At 66.9% G+C, this 20,730-nt stretch carries 19 protein-coding genes; 10 read left to right on the forward strand and 9 right to left on the reverse strand.

The genetic code is table 11. The annotated features are described in order from the left end of the window. Positions 1-507: 507 nt before the first annotated feature. Genes ACFWPH_RS28760 through ACFWPH_RS28775 form a run of 4 tightly spaced genes read right to left on the reverse strand, consistent with a single transcriptional unit; the run spans position 508 to position 4,377 of the window. Entirely contained in the window at positions 508-1,932 is a 1,425-nt protein-coding gene (locus ACFWPH_RS28760) for an MmgE/PrpD family protein (protein WP_378755305.1), read from the reverse strand. Continuing rightward, entirely contained in the window at positions 1,929-2,762 is an 834-nt protein-coding gene (locus ACFWPH_RS28765; RefSeq protein WP_378755306.1) for a cyclase family protein, read from the reverse strand. The genes ACFWPH_RS28760 and ACFWPH_RS28765 overlap by 4 nt, the downstream gene beginning before the upstream one ends. Continuing rightward, positions 2,759-3,598 (reverse strand): HpcH/HpaI aldolase/citrate lyase family protein, encoded by an 840-nt coding sequence (locus ACFWPH_RS28770; protein WP_378755307.1) that lies wholly within the window; start codon positions 3,596-3,598, stop codon positions 2,759-2,761. The genes ACFWPH_RS28765 and ACFWPH_RS28770 overlap by 4 nt, the downstream gene beginning before the upstream one ends. Next, a complete protein-coding gene (locus ACFWPH_RS28775; RefSeq protein WP_378755308.1) occupies positions 3,595-4,377 on the reverse strand; it encodes an IclR family transcriptional regulator in 783 nt (260 codons plus the stop codon). Before ACFWPH_RS28775 ends, ACFWPH_RS28770 begins: the two co-directional genes overlap by 4 nt. Positions 4,378-4,622: 245 nt before the next feature. Here ACFWPH_RS28775 and ACFWPH_RS28780 point away from each other — a divergent pair, with 245 nt between their 5' ends. The 5 genes from ACFWPH_RS28780 to ACFWPH_RS28800 all read left to right on the forward strand — a co-directional run bounded on the left by ACFWPH_RS28780 (position 4,623) and on the right by ACFWPH_RS28800 (position 10,810). After that, a complete protein-coding gene (locus ACFWPH_RS28780) occupies positions 4,623-5,990 on the forward strand; it encodes an FAD-binding protein (protein WP_378755309.1) in 1,368 nt (455 codons plus the stop codon). Between the two features lie 52 nt (positions 5,991-6,042). Then, a complete protein-coding gene (locus tag ACFWPH_RS28785; RefSeq protein WP_378755310.1) occupies positions 6,043-7,503 on the forward strand; it encodes a dihydroorotase family protein in 1,461 nt (486 codons plus the stop codon). A gap of 11 nt (positions 7,504-7,514) precedes the next feature. Beyond that, positions 7,515-8,723, forward strand: coding sequence for a CaiB/BaiF CoA transferase family protein (locus tag ACFWPH_RS28790; RefSeq protein ID WP_378755311.1), 1,209 nt, complete (start codon positions 7,515-7,517; stop codon positions 8,721-8,723). 31 nt (positions 8,724-8,754) lie between these two features. Beyond that, a complete protein-coding gene (locus ACFWPH_RS28795; protein WP_378755312.1) occupies positions 8,755-10,047 on the forward strand; it encodes an MFS transporter in 1,293 nt (430 codons plus the stop codon). A 214-nt stretch (positions 10,048-10,261) separates the two neighbouring features. Continuing rightward, positions 10,262-10,810, forward strand: a complete 549-nt coding sequence (locus ACFWPH_RS28800) for a hypothetical protein (RefSeq protein ID WP_378755313.1) — start codon at positions 10,262-10,264, stop codon at positions 10,808-10,810. A 94-nt stretch (positions 10,811-10,904) separates the two neighbouring features. On the opposite strand, the gene ACFWPH_RS28805 is transcribed toward ACFWPH_RS28800, so the two are convergent. Further along, a complete protein-coding gene (locus ACFWPH_RS28805; protein ID WP_378755314.1) occupies positions 10,905-12,326 on the reverse strand; it encodes an ATP-binding protein in 1,422 nt (473 codons plus the stop codon). 276 nt (positions 12,327-12,602) lie between these two features. Between ACFWPH_RS28805 and pip the strand changes: the two genes are divergently transcribed. Continuing rightward, positions 12,603-13,574: a prolyl aminopeptidase gene (pip, locus tag ACFWPH_RS28810; RefSeq protein WP_378755315.1), complete on the forward strand. Its 972-nt coding sequence runs from the start codon at positions 12,603-12,605 to the stop codon at positions 13,572-13,574. A 203-nt stretch (positions 13,575-13,777) separates the two neighbouring features. Here pip and ACFWPH_RS28815 read toward each other — a convergent pair whose 3' ends face one another. Together ACFWPH_RS28815 and ACFWPH_RS28820 are read right to left on the reverse strand one after the other, a co-directional pair. Next, positions 13,778-14,218 (reverse strand): hypothetical protein, encoded by a 441-nt coding sequence (locus tag ACFWPH_RS28815; RefSeq protein ID WP_378755316.1) that lies wholly within the window; start codon positions 14,216-14,218, stop codon positions 13,778-13,780. 194 nt (positions 14,219-14,412) lie between these two features. After that, the gene (locus ACFWPH_RS28820) at positions 14,413-14,841 is read right to left on the reverse strand and encodes a hypothetical protein (protein WP_378755317.1); all 429 of its coding nucleotides are present in this window, start codon (positions 14,839-14,841) and stop codon (positions 14,413-14,415) included. A 150-nt stretch (positions 14,842-14,991) separates the two neighbouring features. Between ACFWPH_RS28820 and ACFWPH_RS28825 the strand changes: the two genes are divergently transcribed. Continuing rightward, positions 14,992-15,900 (forward strand): SMP-30/gluconolactonase/LRE family protein, encoded by a 909-nt coding sequence (locus ACFWPH_RS28825; protein WP_378755318.1) that lies wholly within the window; start codon positions 14,992-14,994, stop codon positions 15,898-15,900. 29 nt (positions 15,901-15,929) lie between these two features. Further along, a complete protein-coding gene (locus tag ACFWPH_RS28830; protein WP_378755320.1) occupies positions 15,930-16,640 on the forward strand; it encodes a TetR family transcriptional regulator in 711 nt (236 codons plus the stop codon). Between the two features lie 27 nt (positions 16,641-16,667). Here the strand turns inward: ACFWPH_RS28830 and ACFWPH_RS28835 are convergent, their stop codons facing one another. Next, positions 16,668-17,237, reverse strand: a complete 570-nt coding sequence (locus ACFWPH_RS28835; RefSeq protein ID WP_378755321.1) for a hypothetical protein — start codon at positions 17,235-17,237, stop codon at positions 16,668-16,670. A 594-nt stretch (positions 17,238-17,831) separates the two neighbouring features. Between ACFWPH_RS28835 and ACFWPH_RS28840 the strand changes: the two genes are divergently transcribed. Beyond that, positions 17,832-18,905 (forward strand): ABC transporter ATP-binding protein, encoded by a 1,074-nt coding sequence (locus tag ACFWPH_RS28840; protein WP_378755322.1) that lies wholly within the window; start codon positions 17,832-17,834, stop codon positions 18,903-18,905. 8 nt (positions 18,906-18,913) lie between these two features. Here the strand turns inward: ACFWPH_RS28840 and ACFWPH_RS28845 are convergent, their stop codons facing one another. Further along, positions 18,914-19,411: a winged helix-turn-helix transcriptional regulator gene (locus ACFWPH_RS28845; protein ID WP_378755323.1), complete on the reverse strand. Its 498-nt coding sequence runs from the start codon at positions 19,409-19,411 to the stop codon at positions 18,914-18,916. Positions 19,412-19,516: 105 nt separating this feature from the next. Here ACFWPH_RS28845 and ACFWPH_RS28850 point away from each other — a divergent pair, with 105 nt between their 5' ends. Then, a complete protein-coding gene (locus ACFWPH_RS28850; RefSeq protein ID WP_378755324.1) occupies positions 19,517-20,686 on the forward strand; it encodes a thiolase family protein in 1,170 nt (389 codons plus the stop codon). Positions 20,687-20,730 lie beyond the last annotated feature (44 nt).

Below are 20,730 nucleotides of genomic sequence, written 5' to 3' on the forward strand. Positions count from 1 at the left end.
GGTATGACAAACTCGCTGTCCGCTACCTGGCAACCGTCCGCGTCGCCGCGATCAACCTGTGGTTATCCGGCCGCAGCTTATGAAACAGACTCTAGGGGGACGGTTTGTTCGCCGTGGGCGCAGCGATGCCGACCGCCGCCCGCCTGAGAGCCGACTCGGCGAGGAGCGGCCGGCAGTAGTGCATACTGCCGAGCGACCGTGTTCCGGCATTACTTTCCGAAACCATGCAATTCGATATTGTCTCGAATTCCCTGACACATTCGACAAATCGGGCATATCGACCGAATTGCGCTCCCACCGATACCGGACGCTCCGGCTCATAATCGGTCCGGAACCTCGTCGCCGCATGCCGTCTCCGATCTCGACCCGACGGGCGGTTGGGCATTTCTGCTGGAATGCCTCACCACCGGGTCGGCAAATTCCGGCGAAGAGGGATGGTGCCCCGGCGGTGAACTGCCGAAGGGCGGTATCTGAACCCGAACCGCGGCGTGACCGGTCGCGCTGGGATCAACCGCGTACCGCAGCCATCAGCGTATCGAGCGATTCGGCCGTGGTGAGCGCGAGCGCATACCCGGCGACCACACGAGCGGCGTCCGGCGCCAACCGTTCTTCGACATTGAGATCGAACTTCAGCGTGAGTTCATCATCGGAGAGCGGGTTCGCCGGACCGCCGCGATTGTGCTCCACGCGCGCCTGGTGCCATGAACCGTCCCGGGTGCGTACTCGTAGCACTGCCGGGAACTGGTGCGGGTAGATCTCGTCGCAGCGGTCATCGCCGAAACTGGTGACCAGCCGCGCCAGTTCGAGCGTGCGCGGATCCTGCGCCGCCGCATCGGTGAAATCGGCGTGACCCACACCGAGACCCGATCCGCCGAGTAGTGCGCGAGCCACAGTGAACGGGCCCGAGAAGGCCGCATGATAACCGGATTCGGGCGCGGCCTTTGCCGCGGGCGGTTCGGCGATGGTGCGCAGTACCGGCTTCGGGACGCCGAGTTCTATTTCCACGATATCGGCGGGGTCGACATCGCGGCGCAGAATGCGGGCCGCATCGATACCGGCGTGGGTGAAATGGTTGCAGGGGTACGGCTTGAAGAAGATGCCGGGTAATTCCCAATGCTCGCCGAGCCGGTCGAGAACCTTCGCGGTATCCGCCCGGTCGCCACAGAAAGCGTGCAGGAAACCGAAACGGCCCTCGATCACGGTGGGCGGGCCGGTGAGGCCGTGCCGGGCGAATTCCGCGGCCGTTACGCCGGAATGGGCCGCCCAGCCGCAGTGCGCGCGTTTGACCGTGCCGCCGGTGCGGTTGGCTTCCAGCAGCCCGGCACCGAAACTGGCGGCGATACCCATCGCGTCCGCGATACCTTCGACGTCCAGGCCGTACAGTATGGCCGCGGCGGCGGCCGAGCCGACAGCGCCGCAGATAGAAGTCGCGTGCTGACCGCGTTCGAAGAACTCCGAGTTGCCGAGTTCCTCGTCGTAGCCGCCCATTCCGAGACGGACCGCGATTTCGATACCCACGCCCGCCGCGTCGAGTACGGCGGGGCCCGCGGCCCCGGTCGCTTCGCCGACCGCGAGCGCGGCGGGAACCACCGACGCCGACGGGTGCAGAACCGACGGCAGGTGGGTGTCGTCGGAATCCATCGAATGGGCGAGGGTGCCGTTGATCAGAGCTGCGGTGGCGGCCGGGAATTGTTCCCCGGTGCCGATACCGGTGGCGCGGGGTGCGCCGGCCCAGTCGCGGGCCACCGCAGTTACAGCACGGGCCGACGGCTGGTCCTGCGCGGCGAGAGAGTTACCGAGAACGTCGAGAACGCGGCGCGCGACATCTTTGCGCAGTTCCGCGGACAGCCCGTCGGTGCGGGTCCGGTCGGCCAACGCTGCCAAGCGGCCGACTACCGTGCCCTCGAGGTCGTGGCGAGCGGTTGTGCTCATCGGGACACCACCGCGACCGGACGTACGGGCGATCCGGTGCCGCCGGTGATCCGCAGCGGCGCCATGACAAAAGTGAACTCGGTGAGCCCGCGGGCGCTCGCGGCCTCGAGGTCGAGGTGTTCGATGATGTGGATACCGTTCTCCACCAGCAGGATCCGGTGCACCGGCAGTACGCTGTGCCCCTTACCCGGCGGAATGTGTTCGAATGCGGTGGTATCCGCGCCCGCCGCCACGATTCCCGCGTCCGCCAGCCACTGTGCGGCGCCGACCTCGGCGCCCGGCACACCGTCCTGCTGGCCGAGATAGCGCTGGGCGTCGTCGAAGTGGCGGGCCCAGCCGGTGCGGATGAGCACGACATCGCCGCGGCGCGGGGTCACGCCGGCAGCGTCGGCGGCATCGCGCAGGTCCTGTTCCGTGACGGCCTGGCCGGCTTCGAGGGCATCGACGCCGCGTACCCGCGGAATATCGAGCAGCACACCGCGGCGGAGCATGAACGGGATGTTCTCCGCGCCGTGCTTCGAGTGGCGACCGCCGCGCTGCGCTTCCTCGGCGTCGATATCGCCGTGCAGTTTGCCGCAGTGGCTGACGTGTGAGAGAGCGTCCACATGGGTGCCGACGTGGCCGCCGGTCACGATGATCTCGTTGGAGGCCGAACCGCCGTCGGGACGGACCATATCGCCGTGCCGGCGGATCAGGGTCATCCGGAAACCGGGATGGTTGGGGGAACACGGCATACCCGTTGTGTAGGGATGCCCGAGCTCGACCACGTCGAGTTCGCTGTCCACCACGGCACTCAACAGTGCGTCGGCGGTAACGGCTTGTCCGGTCATACTCTCACTCCTCGTGCTGCGGTGGCCTGTGCTCGGTCGAGGACCACGCGGGCGTTCGCGACCACGGCAGGGTCGATGAATCGGCCGTTCTCGTCGAGAACCGCGGATTCGCCCGCCGCCATGGATTCGGCCGCGCGGTCGACGATGCGGCGGGCCCGGTCCTGTTCCTCCGCGGTCGGCGTATAGGCGGTATTGACGATGTCGATCTGGTTGGGATGGATAACGGATCGGCCGAAGAATCCTTGGGCGCGACCCACCCGCGACGTTTCGGCCAGGCCTGCCGGATCATCCACAGCCGTCCACACGCTCTGGACCGGCGACGACAGTCCGGCGGCCCGCGCGGCGGTGACGATCCAGCCGCGCGCCCAGGCCAGGCCTTCGGGCTCGGCGCGCATATCGGCGGCGAGATCCGCTTCGCCCAAGGCGATTCCGGTGACCCGCGGGTGGCAGCGGGCGATCTGCGGGGCCGCGAGCAGGCCGGCGGCGGATTCGATGCTGGCGTGTACGGGGCAGCGGAGGCGTTCCGCGGTCGCGGCGACCGATTCGGGGTCGTCGGATTTCGGCAACCTGACCCCGGCGGGCTCGGGGCCATCGGCGAGTGCGGCCAGCTCGCGGTCGAGCCACTCCGATCCGATCGCGTTGAGCCGCAACCAGACCTGCCGTTCCGGCGGAACTGCCCGCAGGGCTTCGAGTGCGTTGGTGAGCGCCTGGTCCTTCGCCCCGACCGGAACCGCGTCCTCGAGGTCGATCACCACGGCATCGGCGGCGCTGTCGATGGCCTTGCCGATCCGCTCCGCGCGGTGTCCCGGCACGTAGAGCCAGCTGCGCGGGGTCATTTCGCCGTCACCGCCGGCCGGTGGCCGAGGGCGCGGGATACCCGCTGGGCCGCTTCGCGCAGCGCGTCTTCGTGCCGGTCGCAGGCTTCCTCGGTCATCCGGTAGCTCGGTCCGCAGACAGAAACGGAGCCGATCACCGCGCCGTCGGCGCCGAATACCGGTGCCGCGATCGAGCCGGCGCCTTCCTGCCGTTCACCGGTCGACCGGCACACCCCCTGTTCCCGGGCTTCGCGCAGGGCCGCACGCAGAGCGCCGGGGTCGGTGATGGTGGTGGCGGTGAGTCGCGGCAGCGGCCGGGACAGCAGGTCTTCCTGCTCCTCCTCCGAGAGATGGGCCAGGATGATCCGCCCCGACGAGCCGCTGTGCAGTTCGAAGCGGCGGCCGAGTTCCACGGTCATCTTGATTTCCTGCGTGCTCTCGACCTGGTCGAGGTATACCCGCCCGCCCGGCAGGCGTCCGGTCACGGTGGCGGTCTCGCCGGTGGCGCGCTGGAGCTCGACGAGCGCATCCCGGGCCATCCGCCGTAGCGGGGAGACGTCCAGGGCCCGCGCACCCAGGGTCGCGGCGGCCGGGCCCAGCAGGTAGCGACGGGTGTCGGGCTCGTAGAGCAGCAGGCCGCATTCTACGAATGTCGTGAGGATGCGGTGCGCGACGGCCTTGGAGATACCGGTCGAGCGGGCGATCTCCGAGACGCCGAGCGCGCTGGATCGCCGGCCGAACTCGAGCAGTACTTCCGCTGCCCGTGCGGCGGATGTGGTGCCGCCACTCGAGGGCTCCATCGTGGCTCCGTTCTCCGGGGTGGATTCGTGTTCCGCCGGCTCCGCCGCATGGGACGAGACCGACCAAGCGCTGAACAAGTTGTACCGCTTAGCGAAACGATTGTCTAGCCGCCTTCTGCAACCGCGCACCGAGTTTCCGCCGAGTAAATCCTTCCAACAGGCACTTGTGCACGGATTGCCGAACGTGCATAGTGCAGGGGACCACATTCTTGCGTTCCGCTAGCCGGAACATGATAGGAGGAAGCGTGGACGGTCCGGATTTCGATCTCGTCGTCGCCGGTGCGGGCGGCGGGCTGGTCGCTGCGCTGCGCGCCGCCGAACTCGGCGCGAATGTCCTGGTGATCGACGCCGACGAGCATTTCCAGCGCGGCAACAACACCTCGATGTGCACCGCGATGATCCCGGCCGCCGGAACCCGCTGGCAGGATGCGGCCGGAGTACAGGACAGCCCGGCCCGTTTCCTCGACGATATCGCCCGTAAGACCGAGGGCACGGCCGACCGCCGCGTGGCCCGCGCGCTCGCCGAGACCAGCGCACAACTGGTCACCTGGCTGGCCGACAACCAGGAACTCGAACTCGAACTGGTCACCGATTTCCGCTACCCCGGCCACACCGCCGACCGCTGCCACAGCATCCCCGGACGGCACGGCTCCCGGCTGCTACGGCACCTGGTGCAGCGCGCACAGGCACATCCCCGGATCGAGCTCATCGCCCCCATGAGCCTGCGTAACGTGCACACCAGCGGCGGGCGGGTCACGGGGGTCGAGATCGCCACCCCCGACGGCAACACCGAAAACCTGACCGCACGAGCCGTCCTGCTGGCGACGAACGGGTTCGGCGCCGATCGCGACCTCGTGCGCCACCACCTGCCCGAAATCGCCGGCGCCCACTACCACGGCGGCCAGTTCAGCCGCGGCGACGCGCTGCGCATCGGCGGCGAACTGGGTGCCGACAGCGCCTTCCTCGACGCCTATCAGGGCCATGCCGCGCTGTCGTCGCGCAGCCAGACGCTCATCGGCTGGGCGACCGTCGTGCACGGCGGCATCATCGTCGACTGCACCGGCCGCCGCTTCGCGCCGGAAACCACCGGCTACTCCGAGTTCGCCGCCATTCTCGCCGGTCGGCCCGGCGGTACCGGCTGGATCGTCATCGACGAGCACATCGAGGAACTGTGCTCGGCATTCGACGATTTCCGCACCGTAGCCGAGAGCGGGTCACTGATCCGATCCGCCACCGCGACCGGGCTGGCCGAGAGTATCGGAGTGCCCGCAGCGGCACTCGGCGACGAACTCGCCGCGGCCCACCGCGCCGCCGCCGGAGAAGAACCCGACCGGCAGGGTCGCACCGACACCCGCCATCCGCTGACCGCGCCCTATATCGCGATCGCCATCACCCCCGCCCTCTTCCACACCCAGGGCGGTCTCGTCGTCGACGAACACGCACGAGTACTCGCCGGCGGCGCCCCGATACCCGGCCTGTATGCCTCCGGCGGCGCCGCCATCGGTATCTCCGGCCACGGCGCCGGCGGTTACCTCGCGGGCAACGGCCTCATCACCGCACTCGGTCTGGCCTTCCTCGCCGCCGAGCACGTGAGCAGCGCCGTCGCCGTCTGACCACGCCGCCCACACAACAGAACAACTGTCCAGATATTCGCCAGGAGAAGAAATGACCACCTACCTGATCAAGAACGGCACCGTCGTACGCACCGAGGACACCGCTCCCGCCGAGGGCGAGACCGCGGATATCCTCGTCGTCGACGGCAAGATCGCGGCCATCGGCCCCGATCTTGATGCCGAAGGCGCCGAGATCGTCGACGCGACAGGCAAACTGGTCTTTCCCGGCGTTGTCGACGCACACCAGCACTGGGGTATCTACAACCCGCTGTCCGAGGACACGCAGACCGAATCGCGCGCCAGCGCGCAGGGCGGCGTGACCACCGCACTCACCTATATGCGCACCGGCCAGTACTACCTCAACAAGGGCGGCGCCTACGCCGACTTCTTCCCCGAGGTACTGGACGCCTCCGCGGGCCGCAGCTATATCGACTACGCATTCCACCTGGCGCCGATGTCGAAACAGCATATCGGCGAGATCCCCGAGCTGGCCTCGGGCCAGGGCGTCACCTCGTTCAAGATCTTCATGTTCTACGGCAGCCACGGCCTGCACGGCCGTTCCGCCTCGCAGAGCGATTTCCTGATGATTCCCGAGGACGAGCGCTACGACATCGCGCATTTCGAGTTCGTGATGCGCGGCGTGCAGAAGGCCCGCGAGCAGTTCCCCGAACTCGCCCCGCATATCTCGCTGTCGCTGCACTGTGAGACCGCCGAGATCATGAGCGCCTATACCAAGCTCGTCGAAGAAGAAGGCAAACTGACCGGGCTCGCCGCCTACAGCGCCTCCCGCCCGCAGCATTCCGAGGGCCTCGCGGTAACCATCGCGTCCTTCCTCGCCGACGAGACCGGCCTGCCGAATATCAACCTGCTGCACCTGAGTTCGGCCAAGGCGCTGAAGGCCGCCATGAAGATGGCCGAAGCCTTCCCGCACGTGAACTTCCGCCGCGAGGTCACCATCGGCCACCTGCTCACCGATATCGACAACGCGAACGGCCTGGGCGCCAAGGTGAACCCGCCGATCCGCCCGCGCGAGGACGTCGAGGCGCTGTGGGAGCATCTGCTCGCCGGGAACATCGACTGGGTCGTCTCCGATCACGCCTGCTGCAAGGACGAGGTGAAATTCGGCGAGGACCGCGACGACGTGTTCGCCGCGAAGTCCGGGTTCGGCGGTACCGAATACCTGCTGCCCGGCCTGATCACCGAGGGTCGCAAGCGCGGTCTTTCGCTGCGCCGTATCGCCCAGCTCACCGCCTCGAACCCGGCCGACCGCTACGGCCTGCCCGGTAAGGGCCGGCTCACCGAAGGCGTCGACGCCGATATCGCGATCGTCGACCCCCACCGCACCTGGACCGTGCGCGCCGCGGACTCCGAATCCACCCAGGAATACACGCCGTTCGAAGGTTTCGAGCTCGGCGCCGCCGTCACCGACACCTTCGTGCGCGGAAACCGGGTCCTGGCCGACGGTGTGGTCACCGGCGAACCCAGCGGCCGCTACATCTCGCGGCCGTACTGAGAGGTGTGCAGTTGACCTCCGAGAAACAGCCGACCGGCCCGCTGCACGGGATCAAGGTCCTGGATGCCTCCACCATCCTGGCGGGACCACTCACCGCGCAGATCCTGGGCGATTTCGGTGCCGAAGTCATCAAGATCGAACATCCGCAGAAACCCGACGGGATGCGCGGGCACGGCCTCGACAAGGACGGGATTCCGCTGTGGTGGAAGATGGTCAGCCGCAACAAGCAGACCGTCACCCTCAACCTCAGCACACCCGACGGGCAGGCGATCTTCCGGGACCTGGCCGCCGAAGCCGATGTGGTGGTCGAGAACTTCCGGCCGGGCACGTTCGAACGCTGGGGTCTTTCCTACGCGGAGCTGTCCGAACGTAATCCGGGCCTGATCATGTTGCGGGTCACCGGATTCGGCCAGCACGGCCCGTACGCGAAACGTCCCGCGTTCGGCACACTGGTGGAATCGATGAGCGGTTTCGCCCATCTCACCGGCCAGCCCGACGGACCACCCACCCTGCCCGCCTTCGGGCTCGCCGATTCCATTGCCGGCGTGGCCGGTTCGTCGGCAGTCTCGATGGCACTGTTCGAACGCGAACGCAACGGTGGCACCGGCCAGGAGGTCGACCTCGACCTGCTCAGGCCGATCATGACCGCCGTCGGGCCCGGGATCATCTACGCCGACCAGCTCGGAATCGACCAGCAGCGCACCGGTAACCGGTCGCAGAACAACGCCCCACGCAACCTGTACCGCACCGCCGACGACCACTGGCTGGCGATCTCCACCAGCGCACAGGCCATCGCCGAACGGGTGATGCGGCTGGTCGGGCATCCCGAAGTGATCGACGAGGAATGGTTCGCCACCGGCCGCACCCGCGCCGAACACGCCGACCTCCTCGACGAATACGTCGGTGGCTGGATCGCCGAACGCACCCGCGACGAGGTCACCAGCATTTTCGAAGAAGCCGGCGCCGCCGTGGCGCCGGTCTACCGGCCGAGCGATCTGCTGAAAGATCCCCAGGTCGTCGCCACCGACATGGTCACCACTGTCGACGACGACGAACTCGGCCCCATGCGCATGCAGAACGTCATGTGGCGCATGACCCGATCCCCCGGTGCGATCCGTCACACCGGCCGACCCGCCGGTGCCGATACCGACAAGGTCCTCACCCACCTCGGGCGCACCCCCGAGGACATCGACGACCTGCGGGCCCGCGGGGTCATCTGACCCCGCGACTGCTTCATCCGAGGAGTTCGCTATGAAATCGCGTTGGTGGACAATAGCCATCATTCTGGGCCTGGTGGTGGTGAATTACGTCGATCGCAGCGCCATCTCGTTCGCAGCCACCGATCTGCGTGACGAATTCGGGATCACGTCCGGCCAGTACGGCGTGATCAGTTCCGCATTCTCGATCGGCTATATGCTGTTCGCCCTGCTCTCCGGGCCGCTGGTCGACCGGTTCGGGTCCCGGAAAGTGCTCATGGTGGGCATGTTCATCTGGGCCGCGGCCACGGCACTGACCCCGTTCGCCGGTGGCTTCATCGGCCTCATCCTGCTGCGCATCCTCCTCGGTGCCGGTGAAGCCCCCTGCTTCCCGGCGGCGACCCGGCTGGCCAGCCGCTGGCTGCCCGCCCACGAACGGGGTAAAGCACTCGCCCTCATCGGCGGTGTCGCCGTCTCCGGCAGCCTGCTCATCGGCGGCCCGATCCTCACCCAACTGATCGCGCTCACCGGCTGGAAGGGCATGTTCTGGGTGCTCGCGGTCGCCGGCATCGTGTGGGTTGTCGTCGCCTACCCGTTCCTGAAGAACTCGCCCAGCGAGGCGTCGTTCGTCTCGAAGGAAGAACTGGACTACATCCGGTCCGGGCAGGCCGACGGCGAGGACAGCGGGCACGAATCCAGCACCGACTGGGGCGAGATCCTGCGCAACCGCAATCTGTGGCTGGTCGGTCTCGGCTACTTCGCCTGGGGATTCATGTTCTGGGCGTTCATGTACTGGCTTCCGCAATACCTGGAACACGAATTCGGGCTGTCCATCAAGGAAGTCGGCGCGTTCTCGGTGGCGCCGTGGGCGGCCGGTGTGGTCGGCGCACTGCTCGGCGGCATCCTCGTCGACCGCGTCTACAAACGCACCCAGAGCATCCGCTCGCGGTTCGTGATCATCGGTGTGGCGCTGCTGCTCGCCGGTATCTCGATCGTGCCGATCCTGTTCTTCGGCAGCAACCTCACCATCGCCCTGATCTGCATCTCGGCCGGTGTCGGCTTCGGATTCGTCACCGGCGGCATCTGGTGGGTCGCCTCGATCGACGCGGCACCCTCGCAGCCCGGCACGGCCGCCGGTTTCGCGGACGCCTGCTTCGCCCTCTCCGGCATCATCGCCCCCGCGGTGATGGGCTTCATCGTCGGCAGCACCGGAACCTACAACGGCGGATTCATCGTCATGACGGCTCTGTGCCTGATCGGTGCGGCGGCGATGCTCTTCTTCACCAAGGAGCCGGAGCGCACACCTCTCGACACCGACTCGGACGGTGAGCTCGCCCCCGCGAAATAACCCACATCCGGTGTGTCCATCGCATACCGGCTCGGATGGCACCGCGTGATCGATGAGGGTTCACGCGGTGCCGTCACACCGAACTCCGGCGCCGCTCTCATCTCCCTGCAGAGAGCGGCGCCGGACCCGTACCGAGCTCGGTAACGGAAACCGCATCCGCGAGAACTCACTTCATCCCGATGCCACAGCTGGTCCGGTGTGGTTCGATTGCGGCGTGGACGAACAAGGGGGACGCCCGGTGTGGCGGGCGATGCTGGTTACCGTACTGATCCGCGGAGTCATGGGGTGTGTGGGGCTCGCGCTGACACTCGGCGCGTTGTTCTTCCTCACCCACCCGATCAACGTCGTCGCCTACTACCTGGGCTACGGCAAGGAGATGCAGGTCGAGGTCATCGACGCCAGCACCGGCGACTCCTCCCTCGGCCGCGGAGCCGAACCAGGGCAGGCCCGTGTGCTCGGCGAAGACCGAACCGTCGGCGTGTTCGAGACTTCGGTCGGCGATGTGGTGACCGCCCGGCCACGGCTTCTCGACCTGGGCGCCACGGAAATGCGATACGCCTACACCGGCCATGCCTCGGTACTGCCCGGGTCGGCATCGATATTCGGCGTCCTCGTACTGGGATTTCCCGGACTACTGCTCCTGATCGGCGGTTTCGGCCCGAACTTCGTTCTCGTGAGATTCACCCCGCTGCTGAACAAATTCAATGCCTGGGCGGCGAAGAAGAACGGGGCACGAGTTCCACCGCATACTCGGCAGCCGTGAACGCGATGCTCCGATCACGGGGCGCACGTGCCGGCAACCGCTTCGACTTCCGGCATGTGCACCCACCGGACCGTCGCGCCTCGGATATCGCGAATCAGGCCCAGGCATCGAGCAGTTCGGCCGGCGTCAGTACCTGCACGCCTTCCGCCGAACCCCCAGAGCGGGCGACCGCCAGCATCGGGGTATCGATATCCGCGCCCGGCAATTGCGATCTATGGGCGATGAGGGCTGCGAGATCGCGCTGGTCGAAAGGCTTCCGCTCGAGCCACTTCACGGATCCGACACAGGCGATCCGCTTGGCTACAGGTCCCCGATCCGCGGCGACGATATCGATTTCGGGGTTGTTCGTCCGCGTCCAGTAGCCGCCGACCGCCCCGGTCCCCTCGGGAAAATACCTGTCCGCCGCGCGCCACAGCGCCTCCCGGATCACTGGCTCCACAGCCCGCCCACGCCACGATGTCCAGCCTGCCCGAATCGTTTCGAGTACCCGGTCCCCGCGTCCGCGTTCGATGGCGGGCATACCGGGTCCGAGGAAGAACAGCCAGAACCGCAGGTACGGATCTTCGATCCGATATCGGGTTTCCCGGCTCGCCCGCACCGACAGCGGTCGCTCGGCCGCGACCATGCGCCGCTCCGTCAGGAGCCCCAGTGAGCGGGTGAGCGAGGTCGGAGGTAGCTCTCCGGCCGCCCGGCCGATGAGGCTGAAGGTGCGCTCGCCGTGACCGATGGCGCCGAGAACGATCCGCGCCTGCGCCTCGGTCGGAAACTCCGCAGCCAGTGCCCGCTCGGCGCTCACCAGCAGGGCCGAGGTGGGGCGGCGTAGCGCATATTCGAGGTAGTCCCACAGTCCCGCACCGCGCGGCCATTCCTCGAGAATGAGGGGTAGGCCGCCGCTGACGAGGTATGCGTCGACCGCATCGGCCGGCGCCAGGCCCAACATTGCCGCGACATCGCGCGGATTCATCGGCGGCACAACCATTTCGGTACCGCGCTGATAGAACGGCCGACCGTAGGTGTTGAGCTTCTCCATCATCGCGATATCGGATCCGATGAGCACCAGCAGAACCGGAAGCTTCGACAGTGTCCGATCGAACACCTTCTGCAGTGTGCCCTCGAACGCGCGATCCTCCCGCACCAGATAGGGCATTTCGTCCAGGACGACAACACTCGGCCCATCCGTTGGCAACACACTCGCGAGCAGGTCGAATGCGGCCCGCCACGTCTTCGGTTCCGCGAACTCGGCGACGCGTTCGGCGCCGGGGAGATCCGAGCACGAGATTTCCGAAACAAATCCCGCGAGATCCTCGTCCCGCGAGCCACCCACCGCCGTGAAGAATATGTGCGGCACCCGCGCGCGCTCCAGGAACTCCTCCACGAGCCGCGACTTTCCCACACGCCGACGGCCCCGGATCAGTACGGCTCGACCGGGGCGGCCCGTCCGGCTACCTCTGGTCAGCGGCTCGAGTAGTTCGCCGAGCAGCGCGAGCTCGGTGCGACGACCGATAAATCCGTCCATACGCCCTCCGATGAGACTATCTTCAATGATACTATCATCAAGGATAGTATCCGGCGGCAGTTGTCGGATCACACGCAGCTGGGGATCGGGCGGTACATCCTCGGCCCGGACGCGACAGGCCGACGCGAAGCCCCACCGGTTGGCCCCAGCGCGCCCCGCACTGCCGTAACGAACTCCTGTGCAGTACTCGCCATCGCTCCGCAGCGGGCAGGACCGGCCCTATACCCGCCACGAAGTAGTACAGAGCAAATGGGAGCTTCGGTACCGTTGGCGGTTGTGTCGACCACGCAGCCGAAACTACCGTTCCCCGATAGCGTTCCCTATGCGTTCGGGCTGCTCGACGTCGGCGACGACAACCAGATGTACTGGGAAACGGGCGGGCACCCGCACGGGCGACCCGCTCTCGTTGTGCACGGCGGCCCCGGCGCCGGCGGCAGCCGCGGAGCGCGCCGGACATTCGACCCGGCCATGTTCCGGATAGTGCTGTTCGACCAGCGCGGCTGCGGTGAGAGCCGGCCGCACGCCTCGCTCCCGTCGACCGATATGGCGCACAACACCACCGGCCATCTGATCGCCGATATGGAGCGGCTGCGGGAACATCTCGGTATCGAACGCTGGCTGCTCTACGGCGGTTCGTGGGGTTCCACGCTGATCCTCGCCTACGCCCAGCGTCACCCGGAGCGGGTCAGCGGGATCGTGCTGGTCGGCGTGACGATGACCCGCCCGCAGGAAGTCGACTGGCTCTACCACGGCCTCCGATTACTGCTACCGGTCGAATGGGAGCGGTTTCGCGACGGCGTCGCCGCCGAGGACCGGGACGGAAACCTGGTCGAGGCGTACCGGCAGCTGATGGAACACCACGATCCGACAGTCCGGGAGACGGCCGCCCGCAACTGGTGCGCCTGGGAGGACGCGGTCATTGCCCACGAAACCCTTGGCGCGCCCGGCCAGTACACCGCGCAACCGGATGCCGCACTGCTGGCGTTCGTCCGGATCTGCACCCATTACTTCGCACACACAGCATGGCTCGACGACGACCAGTTACTACGCGACGCGCACCGGCTCGCCGGAATACCGGGCATCCTCATACACGGCCGCCTCGACCTCTCCGCACCACTGCGCACAGCCTGGGAACTCGCACGCGCGTGGCCGGACGCCGAACTCCAGATCATCGACGACTCCGGTCACACCGGCAGTCCGGCCATGCGCACCGCCGTCTTCGACGCGGTCGCCCGATTCGCCCACTGACCTCGATCCTTACCTGCCGAGGCAGGCTCAGACAGGGGCGGCTCGTCGCGACTCACGACCCGCCACTCCACCCGGATTCGGAGCGGAGTCGTATTGCGCGGGCACACCGCCGCTGCGGTATTCGGACAGCGGCACCCCGGATGAGATCCTGCAGCGGTATTTCGCCTCAGTTCACCAGTAGCACTGCGCATAACGGTGCACGATTATCGGACGAGCGCGGCTGCGAAATCCGGGTGAGCGCGGACAGTCATCGCCGCCGCACTCGCCAGGGGCCTGACTCGGGCGGGACGGTTGCCGCGCGCGTACAGGGTCAGTGCCAAGGCCAGTGCGCAGGGCATCCAACCGGGAAAGAACCCCAGCACCATGGGCAGCGTTACCGACCGAACCACACCGGCTTGGGCCGCCATGAACAACACTGCCAGGGCCGCGGGGCCCGCAAGCCCGAGGCAATAGGCGATGAATTCTAGAGTCCGGCGGTGCCGGATGCACGTCCGGCACATCGGCCATCGGCCGCTGACCTCCACTGTTGTCGACGGCACCACGCGGTAGCGCACCAATCCCCAGCGGAACGACGACCACCAGGTGGTCTCCACCTGTCCACGCGCACCCTGATGCAGCCGCAACTCGGAGTCGCGGTATTCCACAGCTCTCCGACCGTGCCGAGCGCAACAGTCGGGGAAATCCTCGTCGACTTCGAGAACGAGCGTGCGCTTCGCTTCCAACTCGCCAGTGCGCCAACTGTATTCACGAAACGTCATCCCGCCACGAGGCCGCCGCAACGCGATGGTTGTATCTACTTTCCGTTTCATGCCGAACCGATCGGAGAATTCCGCGACAGCTACTCCCGGCGCGCGTACCTGATCGACGCGGTGATCTCCGCCAACTCACCGGCTCGGGTCTCGTCACCGCCGAGCACTTCACGGAATTCGAGAATCGAATCCCGCACGGATCCGCGGCGGAGGTATCCGGCCAGTTCGTTGCGCACGTACTCATCCGCCGGTAGACCGGCCGCGAGGGCCCGATCGGTCAGCACATCCCGCACATCCACTGGCAACTCGTATTCCCCGACCGCCGACGGGTCTCCGGAACCTGCCCATCCCGGACGCTGCTCACGCAGGAAATCCACCACGTCATCGATCGGCGCCCGCCGCCGCGCCAGCGCGATCAACTCCCGGCGAATCTGCGTCCACATCGACACCGCGGCCGCTTCGGCCCGCCGCCGCAGCACATCGGTGGTCGCCGCGGGGAGTTCGTCGATCAGCGTCATACCGCCAACGTACACAGGACGGCATACCAGCGCCGAGACCTGTTCGACCGGGATCGGCCGCGCACCGGAGCGCCCGGCGTACGCGTCCACGCCCGCCTCGAGATTTTCCGCATCGCCGCGCGGAGCCGGCGGCTGACATAGGCTCGGCCGATGGGGACACCTGGAAGGATCCGGGTGCTCTTCGCGGCAGTCGCGGTCATGGTGGCGTCGGCTTCCGCGGGGCCGGCATCCGGTTCGCCACCGATCGGGTGCACGGGCTGGCAGGTCGAAACCCTCGCCTCGGGGCTGGAGCAGGTGGAGAACCTCGAATCCGATGGACAGGGCGGCTTCTATCTCTCGGGGGATACGAAGGTCTATCACGTCGGCAGGTCCGGGCAGGTCCGGACGATCCTGGACAACCTGGCCGCGCCGGGTGGCCTGCAGCTCGACGGGACAAATCTGTATGTACTCACCCGGCAGGATGGAAAGCTGTGGCGCCTGAACACCGCAACGGGTGAGTTCACTTGGCTGGCCGACTTCCCGGGGAATGGTTTACTGCAACTGCCCGATGGCGATTTCCTCACGACGTGGGTGGGCACCGAGGGTGGGGAGTCTCGCGGTGTCTCGCGCTACGACGTCGAAAGTGGCGTGGTCACACCGAATTGGGCGTCCGTACCGCGCAGTGAGGGCCTGGCGTCGAGCCCCGATGGCCGAACGGTCTACACCGACGATCTGTTCACCGGTCAGGTCTACCGGATCCCGTTGGACGCACCGGATCGGTGGTCCGTTGTGACCACAGTTCCGGGGCTGATTCCGGGTCTCGACGATCTGACCGTATCCGGCGACGGCCATCTCTATGCCGCTGCCCATCTCACCGGTGTCATCCACCGTGTCGATCCGGATTCGGGGGCGTCCTGCGCCGTCACCACGGCCCTGCCGGTCGGGTGGGCCGGGCCGAGTTCGGTCCGGATCGCGGCCGACGGTGATCGGTTCGCGCTGTATGTCACCGCGTTCGACGGCACCCTGCGACGTGTGCGGCCGCCCGCGAATGTGGAGCTCACTCCGGTTCAGCGGGCCTGACTGCGAAAATACCGGGTTACCATAATCCGGTGAATGGGTCCGGCGAAGTAGACGCCGCGGCGAGGATTCTCGATGCCGTCGTCGAGATCATCGAGTCCGACGGCTACGACGCGGTGCAGTTGCGGGCGGTTGCCAAACGGGCCCGGGTATCGCTGACGACCATCTACGGCCTGCACGGCAACCGGGACGAGCTCATCTTGGCGGCGGTCGAGGCGTGGATGGCGACCCACTCCTACGTCGAACTGTCGCCACCGCCGCGCGATGAGCCGCTGGCCGACGGACTGATGCGCTTGGTGCGGCGGGTATTCCAGCCATGGGAAGACAGCCCGCGGATGGCGCACGCCTTCTACCGGGCCCGCACCACACCCGGTGGCGACCGGCTCGACCGGCAGGGTTTCGAAGTTGTCCTGCCGGCCGCTGCGCATCTGCTCGAAGGACTGGATCGCGACTACGTCGCCGATATCGCGGTGGTCCTGATCAATCTCTGTTACACGATGGTGGGCCGGTTGGTCGACGGCACGGCCGACGTCCCGACCATCCTGTCCACACTCGAGCGTGTTGTATATAGGCTGACCAGCGATAATTCCAAGCTCGCGGCGCAGCAGCCGAACCCGGGAACGGGAACGACCGGCCCAGCGCTGGATTTCTCGCTGTTCTCGCTGTACGGGCCCGGTATCGAACGGCCCGGCCCGGTACCGGAAAATCAGGACCACCCCACCGCTCGCACAGATCGGTCCTGACGTGATCCCGGACGGCGGTGCGGACGCCTAGCGTGATCCGGGCTCGGACCAGAGCAGTTCGGCGGCCGATTGCCGGTCCACGGGAAGTCCGGCCGCTGCCAGAGCTTGCCGTTTGAATGCCTGACCGGCCAGGCTGACCTGATGGGGTGTGATCACCGCGAACTCCCGGCCGGATCCGGCCCCGGGCCGTTCACCCCACAGATAGGTACGGTTCGTGCCGTCGCTGCGGCGGGCGTCGACCGCCTCGCCGGCCAACTGGTCGGCCTCGTACATCGCGGCGGAAACGGCCAGCACCCCGAAGCTGTCACACCATCCCGGAACGACCGGGATATCGCCGTAGTCCGCGGTTTTCGCTCCGAGGATCGCCAATGCCCGGGTATCGCCCGGCGTCGGTGTGAAAACGATTGTTTCGCAGCCGGCGAGTGTCCGGTCGAAGATCCAGCCGCCCAGGCAATCCACGACCTCGGCCACCGAGGAGGCCAATACGACTCCGGTATGCCGCGGTATCCGCCGGGGTCTGGTAGCGGCGCCCGATCGTGCGGGGGCGCGGGTTTCGGAACTGTCGAAATCATCGGCAACGGCCAACTGCACTGCCATCTTGCTATCCCGTTCTATCGAACTACTACGCCACCTCGATGCGGCCCGCGAGCACGCTGCGGTCCGGGCGGTGAACTCCCGGCCACCGGCGCCCACGCTGCTGAGAACCTCCGATCCAGCAGCGCGAGCAGGGTGACAGTAACACGGTTATCGCCTGTTCATCGGCAGTTCGGAACAACTGAAAGCAGCTGATTCCTCCTACGATTCACAGCAAGCCGAAACACCACGAAAAGCGGCCTGGTCGCGGGCTGTACACCGTCGGGGCCCAGAGCGGATCGTCCGAGCCGGCGTACCCGAACCTCGCCGGTCTACCCGAACCACCCCCGCCGGCCTACCCGATCCACCCGCGTCGACCCTCCCGCCCCGCAGGCGCCCGCCAACCGAACTGCGCGATGCGGGCGCCCCGTCAGACCGCACGGGAGCGCGCCGAACGGGTGGACAGCGGGGGTGTTCGCTGGCACGATTTGCTCCGAAAACCTACAGACCATGCGGAGCATGAGAACGCCAGCGGTAGCCTCTGACGCCATGACCACGCACATGTTGCGAATTCGCTCCACTTCGCGTGTTCCACTCGGTGAAGGGAAGTGAACAGCCGTGGCCACGGTGACCTTTGATCGCGCCACCCGGCAGTATCCGGGTGCGAAGACGCCCGCTGTCGATCAACTGCAGCTCGAGATCGCCGACGGCGAGTTCCTGGTGCTGGTGGGCCCGTCGGGCTGCGGGAAGTCGACCTCGCTGCGGATGCTGGCCGGGCTCGAGGACGTGACCGGCGGGCGCATCCTCATCGGGGATCGCGATGTCACCGACACCGACCCCAAGGACCGCGATATCGCGATGGTCTTCCAGAACTATGCGCTGTACCCGCATATGACCGTCGCCGAGAACATGGGTTTCGCGCTCAAACTGGCGAAGGTCGACAAGGACGAGAAGAAGCGCCGGGTGCTGGAGGCGGCCCGTCTGCTCGACCTGGAACCGTTCCTGGACCGGCTGCCGAAGGCGCTGTCGGGTGGTCAGCGGCAGCGGGTCGCGATGGGGCGGGCGATCGTGCGCGATCCGCAGGTGTTCCTGATGGACGAACCGCTGTCCAACCTGGACGCGAAACTGCGGGTGCAGACCCGCACCCAGATCGCGCAACTGCAGCGCCGGCTGGCGACCACCACCGTCTACGTCACCCACGACCAGGTCGAGGCCATGACCATGGGCGACCGAGTTGCGGTCATGCGCGACGGCCTGCTGCAGCAGTGCGCGTCCCCACGCGACCTCTATCGCGACCCGGCGAATGTCTTTGTCGCCGGCTTCATGGGTTCGCCGGCCATGAACCTGTTCACGCTCCCCGTGTCCGACGGCGAGGTCCGGGTCGGCGGTTACACCTTGCAGCTGCCGAGGTCGGTGGCCGGCGAGGCGGGGGCCTCGGTGACGATCGGAATCCGTCCCGAACATCTGGACACCGGCGAATCAGGTATCGAAATCGAGGTCGATGTGGTCGAGGAACTCGGTTCCGACGCCTTCATCTACGGCCGCCCCGCCGACCACACCGCCGGTGTCGAGACGATCGTGGCGCGCACCGATTGGCGTAACCCGCCGGCCAAGGGCAGCCGCGTCCACCTCACCCCGGGCCCCGATCACATCTACTTCTTCGCTCCCGACGACGGCCGCCGCCTGAACTGATTGCGGCCCTACCTGCGCCGTCGAGCCGCTCGCCATTCCTCGTTGAGGCGCACACCCAGCTCGTCGACCCCGATTTCCCGGCCGGATTCGCTGCGGACCTGCACCCGGACCGGGTCACCGGTGGCAGCTTCGACCAGGTCCAGCGGTGGGGGACCGGGCTGGAGGTAGGTGTTGCCCCACTGCATGAGAGCGAGCACAACCGGCAGTAGGTCGCGACCCTTGCGGGTGAGGATGTACTCGTGGCGGGTGCGTTTACCTTCCTCCTGGTACGGCTGTTTGGTGAACAGCCCCGCCTCGGTGAGTTTGCGTAGCTGACCGGAGGCCGCCGCGTCGGTGATACCTACCCGGGCGGCGAATCCGTCGAAGCGAGTGGTGCCGTAGTAGGCCTCGCGCAGGATGAGGACGGCCGAGCGGGTGCCGACCACATCCATTGCCAGCGCGATCGAGCACCGGTCCGGTTTCCACGAGTTCAGATCGGCCAGGGGGCCTTCCATCACGGCTGCCATGTGCTCATTCTATCGACCCTGGCTTGCCTCGAGTAATGTCAGCACCTACCCTGGCTTTAGATAACTTTAGCCAGAGTGAAGTCTCTGGTGACGGAAGGAATCACCATGCGAGACGCAGTCATCGTCGATGCGGTCCGAACCCCGATCGGGCGGGGCAAATCCAGCGGAGCCCTGCACTCGGTCCACCCGGTGGACCTCATGGCACACAGCCTGCGCACGCTGGTCGAACGCACCGGAATCGATCCCGCACTGGTCGACGACGTGATCGGCGGGGTCGTCAGCCAAGTCGGAGAACAGGGGGTGAACATGACCCGCCGGGCCGCCCTCGCAGCCGGTTTCCCGGAATCGGTACCCGCCACCACGGTCGACCGGCAGTGCGGCAGCAGCCAGCAGGCCGTGCATTTCGCGGCACAGGGAGTGATCGCCGGCGCTTACGACATGGTGATCGCCACCGGCGTCGAATCCATGAGCCGGGTCCCGATGGGCTCGAGCGCACGGGGCGCCGACGATATATCGGGCGTGGGCTTCGCGCAGCGTTATCCGGAAGGCCTGGTCCCCCAGGGAATCAGCGCCGAACTCATCGCCGCGAAATGGAGTATCTCGCGCACCGAACTAGACGAATTCGCGCTCCGCAGCCACGAGAAAGCAGCTCACGCAACCAAAAACGGCCGATTCGCCGCCGAACTCGCGCCCATCGCCGGACTGGAAACCGACGAAGGCATCCGCACCGGATCCACCCTGGACACTCTTGCCGCCCTCCGCCCGGCCTATTACGACGAGACCATGGCCGAGCGTTTCCCACGGATCGGCTGGAATATCACCGCCGCCTCCGCCAGCCAGATCAGCGACGGGAGCGCCGCAGTCCTGATCACTACCGGCGAACGAGCGCGCGAACTCGGTTTGCGTCCCCTGGCCCGGCTGCACAGTTTCGCGGTGGCGGGCGACGATCCCCTGCTCATGCTCACCGCAGTCATTCCGGCGACCCGCAAAGTACTCGACCGCGCCGGCCTCACCATCGACGATATCGACCTGATCGAGATCAACGAGGCCTTCGCCTCCGTGGTCTCGGCGTGGACCCGCGATACCGGCGCCGATCCGGAGCGGGTGAATGTCAACGGCGGCGCGATCGCGCTCGGCCATCCCCTCGGCGCCTCCGGGGCACGGCTGCTCACAACCCTGGTCCACACCATGCAGGACCGCGGTGCCCGCTACGGGTTACAAACCATGTGCGAAGCCGGCGGTCTCGCCAACGCCACCATCCTCGAACGCCTCTGATATCCGCCCTCACCGCGCCGACAACCGCAGATCGCTTCAGCGGC

The sequence above is a fragment of the Nocardia sp. NPDC058499 genome (assembly GCF_042719915.1).
Classification (GTDB): Bacteria; Actinomycetota; Actinomycetes; order Mycobacteriales; family Mycobacteriaceae; genus Nocardia.

Coding starts and splice junctions, on each gene's coding strand:
- ACFWPH_RS28795 (WP_378755312.1), top strand. CDS start 8,755: ATGAAATCGCGTTGGTGGACAATAGCCATCATTCTGGGCCTGGTGGTG.
- ACFWPH_RS28805 (WP_378755314.1), bottom strand. CDS start 12,326: ATGGACGGATTTATCGGTCGTCGCACCGAGCTCGCGCTGCTCGGCGAA.
- ACFWPH_RS28845 (WP_378755323.1), bottom strand. CDS start 19,411: ATGGCAGCCGTGATGGAAGGCCCCCTGGCCGATCTGAACTCGTGGAAA.
- ACFWPH_RS28825 (WP_378755318.1), top strand. CDS start 14,992: ATGGGGACACCTGGAAGGATCCGGGTGCTCTTCGCGGCAGTCGCGGTC.
- ACFWPH_RS28770 (WP_378755307.1), bottom strand. CDS start 3,598: ATGACCCCGCGCAGCTGGCTCTACGTGCCGGGACACCGCGCGGAGCGG.
- ACFWPH_RS28850 (WP_378755324.1), top strand. CDS start 19,517: ATGCGAGACGCAGTCATCGTCGATGCGGTCCGAACCCCGATCGGGCGG.
- ACFWPH_RS28775 (WP_378755308.1), bottom strand. CDS start 4,377: ATGGAGCCCTCGAGTGGCGGCACCACATCCGCCGCACGGGCAGCGGAA.
- ACFWPH_RS28835 (WP_378755321.1), bottom strand. CDS start 17,237: ATGGCAGTGCAGTTGGCCGTTGCCGATGATTTCGACAGTTCCGAAACC.
- ACFWPH_RS28820 (WP_378755317.1), bottom strand. CDS start 14,841: ATGACGCTGATCGACGAACTCCCCGCGGCGACCACCGATGTGCTGCGG.
- ACFWPH_RS28765 (WP_378755306.1), bottom strand. CDS start 2,762: ATGACCGGACAAGCCGTTACCGCCGACGCACTGTTGAGTGCCGTGGTG.
- ACFWPH_RS28760 (WP_378755305.1), bottom strand. CDS start 1,932: ATGAGCACAACCGCTCGCCACGACCTCGAGGGCACGGTAGTCGGCCGC.
- ACFWPH_RS28785 (WP_378755310.1), top strand. CDS start 6,043: ATGACCACCTACCTGATCAAGAACGGCACCGTCGTACGCACCGAGGAC.